11 protein-coding genes are annotated in these 11831 nt (G+C 64.2%); 6 read left to right on the top strand and 5 right to left on the bottom strand.

Features of this window, described 5'->3' with window-relative positions; all coding sequences use genetic code 11:
* The first annotated feature begins 36 nt into the window (after nt 1–36).
* Complete coding sequence (locus DFK10_RS12695) at nt 37–1224, top strand: pyridoxal-phosphate-dependent aminotransferase family protein (RefSeq protein ID WP_109389410.1); 1188 nt, start codon at nt 37–39, stop codon at nt 1222–1224.
* Nucleotides 1225–1242: 18 nt separating this feature from the next.
* Here the strand turns inward: DFK10_RS12695 and DFK10_RS12700 are convergent, their stop codons facing one another.
* The 4 genes from DFK10_RS12700 to DFK10_RS12715 form a co-directional block, all read right to left on the bottom strand.
* Nucleotides 1243–1443, bottom strand: a complete 201-nt coding sequence (locus DFK10_RS12700; protein ID WP_109389411.1) for a hypothetical protein — start codon at nt 1441–1443, stop codon at nt 1243–1245.
* Between the two features lie 56 nt (nt 1444–1499).
* Complete coding sequence (locus tag DFK10_RS12705) at nt 1500–2612, bottom strand: pyridoxal phosphate-dependent aminotransferase (protein ID WP_109389473.1); 1113 nt, start codon at nt 2610–2612, stop codon at nt 1500–1502.
* 51 nt (nt 2613–2663) lie between these two features.
* The gene (locus DFK10_RS12710; protein WP_109389412.1) at nt 2664–2993 is read right to left on the bottom strand and encodes a DnaJ family domain-containing protein; all 330 of its coding nucleotides are present in this window, start codon (nt 2991–2993) and stop codon (nt 2664–2666) included.
* 67 nt (nt 2994–3060) lie between these two features.
* The gene (locus DFK10_RS12715; RefSeq protein ID WP_109389413.1) at nt 3061–6111 is read right to left on the bottom strand and encodes a valine--tRNA ligase; all 3051 of its coding nucleotides are present in this window, start codon (nt 6109–6111) and stop codon (nt 3061–3063) included.
* Between the two features lie 143 nt (nt 6112–6254).
* Between DFK10_RS12715 and DFK10_RS12720 the strand changes: the two genes are divergently transcribed.
* The 5 genes from DFK10_RS12720 (at nt 6255) to DFK10_RS12740 (ending at nt 11114) form a co-directional block, all read left to right on the top strand.
* Entirely contained in the window at nt 6255–6899 is a 645-nt protein-coding gene (locus tag DFK10_RS12720) for a DUF2589 domain-containing protein (RefSeq protein WP_109389414.1), read from the top strand.
* A gap of 60 nt (nt 6900–6959) precedes the next feature.
* Nucleotides 6960–7568 (top strand): DUF2589 domain-containing protein, encoded by a 609-nt coding sequence (locus DFK10_RS12725; RefSeq protein WP_109389415.1) that lies wholly within the window; start codon nt 6960–6962, stop codon nt 7566–7568.
* A gap of 3 nt (nt 7569–7571) precedes the next feature.
* Entirely contained in the window at nt 7572–7973 is a 402-nt protein-coding gene (locus DFK10_RS12730; protein WP_109389416.1) for a trypco2 family protein, read from the top strand.
* Between the two features lie 4 nt (nt 7974–7977).
* Nucleotides 7978–8739 carry a CHAP domain-containing protein gene (locus DFK10_RS12735; protein WP_109389417.1) on the top strand — a complete coding sequence of 254 codons (762 nt, stop codon included), beginning with the start codon at nt 7978–7980 and terminating at the stop codon, nt 8737–8739.
* A gap of 74 nt (nt 8740–8813) precedes the next feature.
* The gene (locus tag DFK10_RS12740) at nt 8814–11114 is read left to right on the top strand and encodes a xanthine dehydrogenase family protein molybdopterin-binding subunit (RefSeq protein ID WP_109389418.1); all 2301 of its coding nucleotides are present in this window, start codon (nt 8814–8816) and stop codon (nt 11112–11114) included.
* A 205-nt stretch (nt 11115–11319) separates the two neighbouring features.
* Here DFK10_RS12740 and DFK10_RS12745 read toward each other — a convergent pair whose 3' ends face one another.
* Entirely contained in the window at nt 11320–11769 is a 450-nt protein-coding gene (locus DFK10_RS12745) for a hypothetical protein (protein ID WP_109389419.1), read from the bottom strand.
* Between the last annotated feature and the right edge of the window lie 62 nt (nt 11770–11831).

An 11831-nucleotide genomic window follows, 5' to 3' on the forward strand; every position in this document is an offset into this window, starting at 1 on the left:
CTCGTCCGGCACCCGCTCCAGATAAGAGGGAAATCAATGTTTGCAAATGGTTTGCCGTATTTGGCGATCCCTGGCCCCTCGGTCATGCCCGACCGGGTGCTGCGGGCGATGCAACGGCCTTCGCCCAATATCTACACCGGCGCCTTGCACGATCTGACTCATTCCTTGATCCCCGATCTGAAATCCGTGGCCGGCACAACCGGAAATGCCGCGATTTACATCGCCAATGGTCATGGCACCTGGGAGGCGGCCCTTGCCAATGTGGTGGCCGAGGGCGACCGGGTTCTTGTTCTGGCCACGGGCGTTTTCTGCAAAGGCTGGGGCGAGATGGCCCAGGGCCTCGGGGTCGAAGTGGAGGTGCTGGATTTCGGCGAATGTGCGGCGGTCGATCCGGACCGGGTAGAGGCCGCCTTGCGCGCCGATACCAAGGGGCGGATCAGGGCGGTGCTGATGGTATTGGTCGATACCTCGACCGGGGTCTTGAATGACGTGCGCGCGGTGCGGTCGGCGATGGATGCCGTGGGACATCATGCCTTGCTCATGGTGGATGCCATCGCTTCGCTGGGCTGTGACCGATACCGGATGGACGCCAGCGGCGCGGACGTGACGATTGCGGCCAGCCAGAAGGGTCTGATGACGCCGCCGGGGATGGGGTTCGTCTGGTTCAACGCAAAGGCGGACGCGCAGCGCGGCACGCTGGCCCGTGTCAGCCGCTATTGGGATTGGCGTCCGCGCGTGGACCCCGATGCCTATTGGAAATACTTCGATGGCACGGCGCCGACGCATCACCTGTTCGCCCTGCGCGAAGCGCTCGACATGATCAAGGAAGAGGGGCTGGAGGCTGTCTGGGCGCGACATGACGGTCTGGCCCGCGCCATCTGGGCGGCGTGCGAGGTCTGGGGGCAGGGCGGTCCGCTCCGGTTGAACGTGCCCGATCCGGCGGCACGGTCGCGGGCGATTACCTCGGTGGTCATGGAGCCGGGGCAGGCCGATGCCCTGCGCGACTGGGTCGAGCAGAAGGCTGGTGTGACGCTTGGCATCGGGCTGGGTCGGGACCCCGCCAGTGCCTATTTTCGTATCGGCCACATGGGGCATGTGAATGCGCATATGGTGCTGGGCGTGCTCGCCACGATCGAGGCGGCGTTGGCCGCGCTGGACATTCCCCACGGACCCGGTGGCGTTGTCGCGGCGAGCAGTTGTCTTGCAGAGCTGGCCGGAGCGTGATTCAGCCGGTGGGCACGGTCAGCCGTTCCGGACCCGCCGGCGAGCCATGATCTGAGCCTTCAGCACCCGCAGGCCAAGGTCGCACGAGGCCGCGGCGAGCACGACCCAGAAGAATCCGAACAGGGACGCGATGGTCCAGAAGGCCATGAAAAGGATGACACCAACCATCCAGAGGAACGGCACGGTGTAATTCTCGACCCGGCGGGGATAGTGATACATGGCGATCTCCGGCTCTAACCCTTCCGAAAGCCTAACGCGGTTTTATGAAAAATCACCTAAAGCTTTCGTGCATCCGCCAGCGCCCCTGGCAACGCCTCGGCCAGCAGGTCCAGGTCTTCTGGCCCTCCGGCACTGATGCGGATGCAGCGATCCTGGGGGGCGACGAAGGGCATGCGCACGAACACATCCCGTTCCAGCAGGCCGTTCAGAACCGCCTTGGCGAAGGTGCCGTCCGCGCCGCAATCGACCGCCACGAAGCTGGCCGCCGAGGGCAGCGAGGTCAGGCCGTTGTCGGTTGCGATAGCATGAATGCGGTCACGGGCGGTGGCGACCTGTGCCTGGACATGGGCCAGCCAGTCGGCATCCCGCGCGGCGGCCAGTGCCCCCGCCTGGCTGATCCGGCTCATGCCGAAATGGTTGCGGACAAGGTTGAACGCCGCGATGAGCCCGGCATCGCCGATGGCATAGCCGACCCGCGCCCCCGCCATGCCATGGGCCTTGGAAAAGGTCCGCATGCGGATCACGCGTGAATCCTGCGGGTCGATGGGCGGGGCCGTGCCGTCAGGTGCGAATTCGATATAGGCCTCGTCCAGCACCAGCAAGGTTCCTTCGGGCACGGCCTCTATCATGCGCTGAACGGTCTCCGCGTCGTGCCAGGTGCCCATCGGGTTGTCGGGATTCGACAGGTAGATGAGCCGCGCGCCCACCTCTTTTGCCTTGGCGACCAGGTGCTCTGGGTCTTCGTGGTCGGCGGTATAGGCGACCTTGTGCAGCACACCGCCATAGCCGTTCACATGGTAATTGAAGGTCGGATACGCCCCGTCAGAGGTGACCACCGGCGCGCCTTGCGGCACGGTCAGCCGAACCAGAGACCCCAGCAGGCCGTCAATTCCCGCGCCGATGACGATGTTTTCCATGGCGATGCCGTGCTGCGCGGCCAGTTCGGTGCGCAGCTCGAAACTCTCGGAATCGCCGTATTTCCAAACCTCCTGTGCGGCCTCCTGCATGGCCGTCACCGCCTGTGGCGACGGGCCGAAAACACTTTCATTTGCCCCCAGCCGCGCCTTGAAGGGACGGCCGCGGTCGCGTTCCTGCGCCTCGGGGCCGACGAACGGCACGGTGCGGGGCAGGCTTTGGACAAGCGGTGTCAGGCGCGGATCGGTGGTCATGCGCCCAGAGTGACGCGCGTCCGGCCGTTTGTCCATCAAGGGGCGGCCCTTTCAGGGCTGCATGAACTTCCGCCGCGCCTCGCGCGCGATGTTGTAGCGCAGTTCGAGATCGGCGATCAGTGCCATGGCCAGTCGTCGTTCATCCTCGGTGACGGCCGCGGCATGTGTGGCCCTCGCCGCCTCCAGCGCCTTTTTCAGCTTGAATTCCTCGGGCAGGGCCCCGGCCTCGGCCATGATGCGCGTGGCCACCTCTGTCGCCATGTCTGTGACGCCGCTGCGCCTCGGCAGGGGCTTTCCCTCGCCGGACAGGTCCGAAAGCTGGCCCTCGGCCAGCGCCTTCTGGATCTGTTGTTCAGTCAGTTGGCGAAACGAACGACTCATGCCCCGAACCTAGCGCAATCGGCAAGCGCGGGGCATGAGTTTATTTGCCAAGATGAAGCCGCGCCGGTCAGCCGATTTCTTCCAGCCGCGTCATCGCGGCCTGCAGCTGGGCCATTTCCTCTTGCCGCAGGGCGAGGTTCTCGCGGGCTTCGTCGACCACTTCCTGGGGGGCGCTTTCGACGAATTTGGGGTTGTTCAGACGCCCGGACAGGCCGCCGATTTCCTTTTCCAGCTTGCCCATGACCTTGGCGACACGGGCCTTTTCGGCGTCAACGTCAATGATGTCGGCCAGCGGCAGAGCGAAATTCGCGCCCTGGGCCGTGACGGAAAGGGACCCTCTGGGCGCCTGGTCCGCGTCCTCCAGCGACTCGATACGGGCCATGCGCTTGATCAGCGTTTCATTATTGGCCCAGGCGGTGCGGGCCGCCGCATCCGCTTCCAACTGCAGGACGGGGATATAAAGCCCGACCGGCACGTTCATCTGGGCGCGGGCCGAGCGGACCCCCTCGATGAAGGAAATGACCCAGCGCATTTCGCGCTCTGCCTCTTCGTCAACCAGCTCGCTGCCGTATTCGGGCCAGTCGGCGTGGACCAGCATCTTGTCCCGGTCGCCCAGCGTGCCCCAGAGCTCTTCAGTGATGAAGGGCATGATCGGGTGCAGCAGGATCAGGCATTGGTCCATCACCCAGGCCATGGTGGCTTGGGTTTCGGCCTTTTCGGCCTCGCCTCCGTCCAGCAATAGCGGCTTGGAGAATTCGACATACCAGTCGCACACCACGTTCCAGACGAAGTGATAAAGCGCCGAGGCGGCTTCGTTGAAGCGGTAAGCGGCCAGCGCCGCATCCACCTCTTCGCGCACGCGGGCGGTTTCGCCGATGATCCACTTGTTCACCGTCGCGCTGGGCTGCGGGGTGGTGCCGTCGCTGCCGGTCGCGCCGTTCATCTCGGCGAAACGGCAGGCATTCCACAGCTTGGTCCCGAAATTGCGGTAACCCTTGATCCGGTCCTCCGACAGTTTCAGCACGCCGCCGATGGCGGCCATGGCGGTGTTGGTGAAGCGCAGGGCGTCCGCGCCGTATTCGTCGATGATCTCCAGCGGGTCGATGACGTTGCCGGTGGTCTTGGACATCTTCTTGCCCTTGGCGTCGCGCACCAGCCCATGCAGGTAGACCGTGTGGAACGGGTCTTGGCCCACCACGGCCTGCTGCATCATCATCATCCGCGCGACCCAGAAGAACAGGATATCCTGCCCGGTGATCAGCACGTCGGTGGGGAAGTATTTGCGGTATTCTTCGGTGGGTTCGGGCCAGCCGAGCGTGCCGATGGGCCAGAGGCCCGAGGAGAACCAGGTATCCAGCACGTCCGGATCGCGCCAGACCGGGTAGACCAGCTTGGTCAGGTCCTGGGTTACGTTGTATTCGGCCAGCGCCGCAGCGAAGGCGTGCATCGCTTCGTGCTTGTCCGCGACCTCGATCACCCGGGCATGGCTGATCGGGTTGGGGACGTCGATATTGTCCTTCTCGAACAGCGGGATGACCTCGTCGAAGCTGAAGGCGCAATGGCTGACCTCCTGCCGGTGCAGCATGCCACCCTCGGTCAGAAGCTCCAGAAGCTGCACCTCGTCCAGTTCGCCGCTAGCGTTCAGGTCATCATCGACGCCAAGGTTCAGACCGTACCAGACCGGGATCTGGTGGCCCCACCACAGCTGGCGGGAAATGCACCATGGCTCGATATTCTCAAGCCAGTGGAAATAGGTCTTCTTGCCGCTGTCGGGCATGATCTCGGTGCGGCCTTCGCGGACCGCCTCGAGCGCGGGGCCCACGACCTTTTCGGCATCGACGAACCACTGGTCAGTCAGCATCGGCTCGATCACGACCTTCGAGCGATCCCCGAAGGGCTGCATGATCTTCTTGTCTTCGACCATGATCATCAGGCCCTCGGCGTCGATATCGGCGACGACGCGCTTGCGGGCCTCGAACCGGTCCAGACCACGATATTCCTCGGGCACGAGGTTGATCGCGTCGACCTGCTGCACCGTAAAGGCCTCGCCACGGGCGAAGTCCTGCGCTTTGGCGGCCTCGTCGGCGTAGGCTGCGCCGTCATTGCGCATGTGACCCTTGGTATCCATCAGGCGATACATCGGGATGCCGCCGCGCTTGGCGACCTCGTAGTCGTTGAAATCATGGGCGCCGGTGATCTTGACCGCGCCGGAGCCGAAATCGGGGTCGGGATAGTCATCGGTGATGATCGGGATCAGGCGGCGGTGTTCTTTCGGACCCACCGGAATCTCGCACAGCTTGCCCACGATGGGGGCATACCGTTCATCGGACGGATGCACCGCTACCGCGCCATCGCCCAGCATGGTTTCGGGCCGTGTCGTGGCGATCGAGATGTAGTCGCGGGTTTCGCGCAGGGTGACGTTCCCGTCCTCGTCCTTCTCGATGTACTCGTAGGTCGCGCCCCCGGCCAGCGGGTATTTGAAGTGCCACATATGGCCGTCGACCTCGATGTTCTCGACTTCGAGATCGGAGATGGCCGTTTCGAAATGCGGGTCCCAGTTGACCAGGCGCTTGCCACGATAGATCAGGCCCTTCTGGTGCATGTCCACGAAGACCTTGATGACGGCGTCGTGGAAATTGCCCTCGTTTCCTTCGGGGGCACCGGGGGCACCGGACATGGTGAAGGCATTGCGCGACCAGTCGCAGGAACTGCCCAGCCGCTTGAGCTGTTCAATGATCGTGTCGCCATACTGGTCTTTCGATTCCCAGACCTTGGCCAGGAAGTCCTCGCGGCTCAGGTCGGTGCGGCGCAGATTGCTTTCGGTCTTGAGCTTTTTCTCGACCTGGAGCTGCGTGGCGATGCCGGCATGGTCCTGGCCGGGCTGCCACAGCGTGTCGAAGCCGCGCATCCGGTGCCAGCGGATCAGAATGTCCTGCAAGGTATTGTTGAAGGCATGGCCCAGGTGCAGCGCGCCGGTCACGTTGGGCGGCGGGATCATGATGGAAAAGGTTTCGTCGCGCTTGGCATTTGCACCGGCCTTGAAGGCGCCGCTGTCTTCCCAAGCCTTGTAGATGCGCGGTTCCGCCTCTTGGGCGTTGAAGGTCTTTTCCATGGCCATGACATGCGTTCCCTGAATTTCGCAGACCCCCTCTAACCCGACCGGGCGGCGGCGAAAAGAGGGTGGGGAAAACATGACTAGGCGGAATCGCCCGGCTGGCTCAACCTGAAGATGTTTTCAAACAACACATTCAGGAGGACCCCATGGCAAAGGTTGATATTGCCGCCGAAACGCAGGCATTGCCGCTCGGCTATTACCTTTCAGCGCCGCTGACCGCCGCCATCGAGGCGCAGGCCTTGTCGGCGCATTCCACCATCGAGTTCGTTGATGCGATGGGCACCGATGATTTCGGTGAGTTGCGCACCGCAGAGTTCAAGTACAAGAAGGTTGTCACCGATCCCGAAACCGGGGAATCGTCCGAGGTGGACAGCACGATGACCGTGCCGCTTCTGTCCATGGTCGAAGCCCCGCACATGGCGATCGAGGACCTGACCGTCGGGTTCGAGTTCAACATCAAGGAAACCATCTCGAAAGAGAACCAGCTGAAACTGGCCGGCAGCTATTCGGCCGAGGCGGCCGTGACCTCGACCACCACGGTCAAGGCGGCGACCGGCGGGCTCTACAAGTTCCTCTATGGGCAGGTTTCGGGCGAAAACACCACGACCGCCAGCTTCAAGCAGTCGATGAAGGTGTCCGCCGCCTACCAGCGCAGCGAACGCAAGCAGACCGACCGCAGCGCCACGCTGAAGATGAACATGAATGCCAAGCAACGGGTGCCCGAGGGCTTCCAGCGCGTGCTTCAGATCTTCGCCGACACGATCTCGGCCCAGGCGGAACTGCCTGAATAGGGCCCGCCGCGCCGCCGGGCGATCCGACCCGGCGGCGTTTCCCGGCAAGGAGGACATCCAATGGCTGACGACAACGACGATTATGAAATCGGCGCCCTGTTGGGGGCCCCGGTGCGCGCGGTCCAACAGGCCCAGATCGAGGCGGAACGGGAATTCGTCGAGTTCCTTTTCGACTACGGTATGGAGGAAACCACCCGCAAGGTCGGCAACAAGACCGTCAAGGGCCTGAAGCTGAGCGAATTCGAGTTCGGCATGACCCGCAGCATCGATGACCCGACCCGACCGGGCGTCAGCATCGACCACGAGGCGCGGGTGCGCGCGCCGCTTCTGTCGATCATCCAGATGCCCGCAGTCGGCATCGAGGAGGCGACGATCGACCTGGATCTCGACGTGGAATACGACCGAGAGGAAACCCAAAAGGCTGGCGGCAATGCCACCACCGGGTCACGATCCGGCGTCTTGCCGAAAAAGGCGATCCGGACGCCTGTGCTGAAGGGTTCGATAGGCAACAGGACCGTGTCGCGCAATTTCCGAACGCAAGGCAAGCTGGCGGTGTCGCTGAAGCTGCGCTCGACGCATGACGACGACATGCATGGCCGCCTGTCGCGCCTGATCGGCGAGGGGCTGTCTGCGGCGGTCGACGTGCCTGACCAGAAGAAGGAGGGATAGATCATGGCCCGCAACCCAACGACACGCGGCGTCAAGCTGCGTCACGACTTGAAGATCGGCACGCCAATCGACCCCAAGGTGTTCACCGATTTCAAACGCACCCCGGAAGCCGTGAAGCCGGCCGAGGACCTGCGCCTTTCCGAATATATCGCTTCGGTCCGGCGCGAGGTCGAGGCCGTGGCCCTGATCGCCGCACCCAAGGACCGCGAGGTGCCGCATTTCCATGTCTCCGAGGTGGAACTGGAACTGGTTTGTGCTGTCTCGGAGGTCAGCGACGAGGGCCTGCGCGTCACCGTGGACCAGGCCAAGCTGGCCGATACGCCCGAGGCGATGCTGCAAAAGGTAAAGCTGAAGCTTTCTGACCCGGCGGTGGTGCAATTGCAGGCCCGCACGGAAAAGGGTTGATGCGATGGAAGACACTAGGGACAGATCGGAAGAAGACCGGCGCAAGAAAAGGCGGCATGACCCGTTCGGGATGTTCACCGATTTCGGCGCGCTGATCCCCGACATCGGCTTCGGATCGGACTTCAGCGCCCTCGACACGCCTTTCGGGGCCGGATTCGGGCCGCTCTCCCCACCCGCACCGGCCGGTCCAACCAGCCAGGCGCCGCCCGCTGCACCGGGCCGCCCGACCAGCCCTTCGGCCGGCAGCGCAGGTGGTACGGCGCGGACCGAGGGGGGCGCCGGCCGTCCCCGGGCCACGGGTGAGCGCAAGGAATCCTCGCTTGGCCGCGCCGCATTGGACGTGGCCCTGTCCGAGGAGTCGCGCGGTGTGCGCGAGGAACCGCCCGGCTCGAACGACGGGCCGCGCGTGCGGATGTATCAGCGCGGCAATGGTGGCCACTACTGGTGCGCACATTTCGTGTCCTGGTGCGTGAATGAGGCCGGCGACAGCCCGTTCGGCCATACCGGCTCGGTGTCCGCCATTCGACGCTGGGGGCAGAACAACGGCCATTACATCCCGGCCTCGCGCGCCCATCCGATGCCTGGAGACATTTTCACCAAGCAGCGCATGGACGAACAGGGCCGCGTTGTGGGGGGGCATACGGGCTTTGTCATCAGCTATGATGAAGGCGCGCGCCGGATGCGGACGGTCGAGGGCAATTCCGGCGACCGTGTGCGCATAACCTCGCAACGGCTCAGCCAGATCGACGGCGTGGTCCGGCTCTAGCCCGGCGGCGCGCGGCGGGGTGGACAACGCCTGATCTGCCGCTAGGGTCGCAGCGACCATCACGCGAGGCGACCATGGAAAAATTCGGCAAATCCCAATCTGTCAAGCGGGTCGAGGATCAGCGGTTCCTGACCGGCCACGGCCGCTACGTTGACGATATCGCCCCCGAAGGCGCGCTGCGGGCCTGGTTTCTGCGCTCGCCCGTGGCCCACGCCCGGATCACCGAACTGGATGTGTCCGAGGCGCAAGAGGCAGACGGCGTGCACATCGTGCTGACATTGGCCGATCTGGAGGCGGCGGGCATGACCGTGGCCATGAAGGCCACCGCCGTTCGCAACGCCGATGGCAGCAAGGGCGCGCGTCCCGAACGGCCCCTGCTGGCCCGAGACCGGGTGCGCCATGTGGGCGAACCGATCGCCATGGTGGTGGCCGACACGCTGCAACAGGCAAAGGACGCCGCCGAGATGATCGCGCTGGATTTCGAGGATCTGGATGTGCACCTGGGCCTGGCGACCGGCGGGCCGGACCTGCACCCCGAAGCACCTGACAACCTGGCCTTCGACTTCGCGCTGGGCGACGCGGACGCGGTCGAGTCGGCAATGAAACAGGCGGCCCATGTGCTGACCTACGAGATCGGCGACAACCGGGTCATCGTCAATTCCATGGAACCGCGCGGCACCTATGCCGAGCCCGAAGGCAATGGCCGGCTGCATGTTGCGGTGAACGGGCAGGGGGTCTGGGGGCCAAAGGAAAGCCTCGCGCGGCATCTGGACATGGCGCCTGACGACATCCGAGTCACCAACCCCGATACCGGCGGCGGATTCGGCATGAAGGGGATGGATTATCCTGAAACCTTCATCGTTGCCCATGCGGCGCGGGCACTCAACCGGCCCGTGCGCTGGATGTCCGAGCGGACCGAGGCGATGCTGACCGACAATGCCGGCCGCGACCTCACGACGACGGCAACGCTCGCATTCGACGACGACCACCGCCTGATCGGATACAAGCTGGACACCGTGGCCAATCTTGGGGCCTACAATTCGCAATACGCCCAACCGATCCAGACCGAGCTGTTTTCAAAGGTCGCGCCGGGGGTCTACGATTTTCAGGCGTTCCACATGCGTTGCCGCGGCGTCTATACCAATACCGCGCCGGTCGATGCCTATCGCGGCGCGGGCCGGCCCGAGGCGATCTATGTGATGGAGCGGGCGATGGATTACGCCGCCCGCGATCTGGGTGTCGACCCCTGGGACTTGCACCGCCGCAACTTCATCCCCGCCGACAGCTTTCCCTATACCTCGGCCACCGGGCAACCCTATGACGTCGGTGATTTCGCCCGCGTTCTGGCCCGGGTCGAACAAGAGGCCGACCGCGCGGGCTTTGCCGCGCGGCGTGCCGCCTCCGAGGCGACGGGCAAGCTGCGCGGCATGGGGCTGTGCTATTACATCGAAAGCATCCTGGGCGACCCCGAGGAGACTGCGCGGGTCGATTTCAACGCGGACGGCACGGTGTCGATCTTCGTGGGCACGCAGTCGAACGGGCAGGGGCACGAGACCGTCTTTGCCCAGTTCCTGGCCGACCAGACGGGCATGCCCGCCGACCGGATCACCGTGGTCCAGGGTGACAGCGACCTGATCGCCAAGGGCGGCGGCACCGGTGGATCGCGCTCTGTGACGGTTCAGAACACCGCGACGCTGGCCGCGGTCGAAACCATCACCGATGCCTTTGCCGCCTACCTTGCCGAGAAAGAGGGCGCCGAGGCCGGGGACATCGCCTTCGATGATGAACGCTTCCGAATCCCGGGTTCGAACCTGACGCCGACCATGCTGGAAGTGGCCGAGATGGCCCGTGCCGAGGGCCGCGAGGATCTGTTGAGCCATTCGCGGACGACCAAGCTGGAAAACCGGTCTTTCCCGAACGGGGCCCACGTCGCCGAGGTCGAGATCGACCCGGAGACCGGCAAGGTCACACTGGACCGTTACACGGTGGTCGACGATTTCGGAAATCTTATCAACCCCATGCTGGCCGAGGGTCAGGTGCATGGTGGCGTGGTGCAGGGAGTCGGGCAGGCTCTGACCGAACACACCCATTACGACGAGACCGGTCAGCTGATCACGGCGACGTTCATGGATTATGGCATGCCTCGCGCCGATGATGTGCCGATGTTTTCCTTCGATACGGAATCCACGCCCTCGCTCTACAATCCCATGGGGATGAAGGGCTGTGGCGAGGCGGGCACTGTCGGATCCATGGCCGCCACCGCCAACGCGGTGCTGGATGCTTTGGCAACCCGCGGCGTCACCCGCGCTGACATGCCCTTCACCCCGCACCGGGTCTGGCAGATGCTGCAAGAGGCGGAGAATGCGGCTTCGTGATCGTTTCCACGATCACGCTTTGGGAAGAACGACACGCCAGCGGTATCAAGCGACCGGTTATCACGAGACATCCGACGCCTGTGCGTCGGTCGCGTGGGGTTGACCCGGCGCAGGCGCAGCCATAGTCGAACATCCAACTGACCTGAATGCCGGGCCGGCTGGAAAGCTAGGGCCCGCAGCGGCCCGAGGGCATGGAGAAAGACGGTCAGTGCAGCACCGGGCGTGCAGGGCAGGCCGCATCCTGCTTTGTCGCTTCTTGTGCAGAGGCGCCTTCGCGGCGCAGGTGCAGGGCGGCCATCTGGGCCAAATCGGCCACGATGGGGGCTGCGTCGGCTCGGACCAGAAGGCAGGCTATCATCATCGTATCCTCGCGGTCGCCGTCATTGGCGCTGCCGATCAGCTGCGCGAAACAGGCTTCGTCCGCACCGAGGCAGTTGCACCCAACATGGTGCCGCATCAGTGACCGGCGGCCAAAATGCTGCAGAGTCTCGAATATCTGACCCAGAAAGAATTCCGCCTCGCGACCGGCGCCGCGATCCACCGTTGGGCTGCCAGACCAGCGACGCAGGGCCATCACGGCGGCGGCTTCATGGGCGGGCAGGTCGGCGATTTGTCCGACCGGCGCCGCGCCCCGGCAGGGGGTGGAATCGGTCATGTCAGGCCCTTGGATGCAGCGGTTTCTCAATACCTGACAAAAAGACTTTGGAAAGTCAATCC

The sequence above is a fragment of the Salibaculum griseiflavum genome (assembly GCF_003129565.1).
GTDB lineage: Bacteria > Pseudomonadota > Alphaproteobacteria > Rhodobacterales > Rhodobacteraceae > Salibaculum > Salibaculum griseiflavum.

Excerpts from the sequence above, each read along its gene's own strand:
- DFK10_RS12740 (WP_109389418.1), top strand. The coding sequence starts at position 8,814 with ATGGAAAAATTCGGCAAATCCCAATCTGTCAAGCGGGTCGAGGATCAG.
- DFK10_RS12725 (WP_109389415.1), top strand. The coding sequence starts at position 6,960 with ATGGCTGACGACAACGACGATTATGAAATCGGCGCCCTGTTGGGGGCC.
- DFK10_RS12710 (WP_109389412.1), bottom strand. The coding sequence starts at position 2,993 with ATGAGTCGTTCGTTTCGCCAACTGACTGAACAACAGATCCAGAAGGCG.
- DFK10_RS12715 (WP_109389413.1), bottom strand. The coding sequence starts at position 6,111 with ATGGCCATGGAAAAGACCTTCAACGCCCAAGAGGCGGAACCGCGCATC.
- DFK10_RS12695 (WP_109389410.1), top strand. The coding sequence starts at position 37 with ATGTTTGCAAATGGTTTGCCGTATTTGGCGATCCCTGGCCCCTCGGTC.
- DFK10_RS12745 (WP_109389419.1), bottom strand. The coding sequence starts at position 11,769 with ATGACCGATTCCACCCCCTGCCGGGGCGCGGCGCCGGTCGGACAAATC.
- DFK10_RS12720 (WP_109389414.1), top strand. The coding sequence starts at position 6,255 with ATGGCAAAGGTTGATATTGCCGCCGAAACGCAGGCATTGCCGCTCGGC.
- DFK10_RS12705 (WP_109389473.1), bottom strand. The coding sequence starts at position 2,612 with ATGACCACCGATCCGCGCCTGACACCGCTTGTCCAAAGCCTGCCCCGC.
- DFK10_RS12700 (WP_109389411.1), bottom strand. The coding sequence starts at position 1,443 with ATGTATCACTATCCCCGCCGGGTCGAGAATTACACCGTGCCGTTCCTC.
- DFK10_RS12735 (WP_109389417.1), top strand. The coding sequence starts at position 7,978 with ATGGAAGACACTAGGGACAGATCGGAAGAAGACCGGCGCAAGAAAAGG.
- DFK10_RS12730 (WP_109389416.1), top strand. The coding sequence starts at position 7,572 with ATGGCCCGCAACCCAACGACACGCGGCGTCAAGCTGCGTCACGACTTG.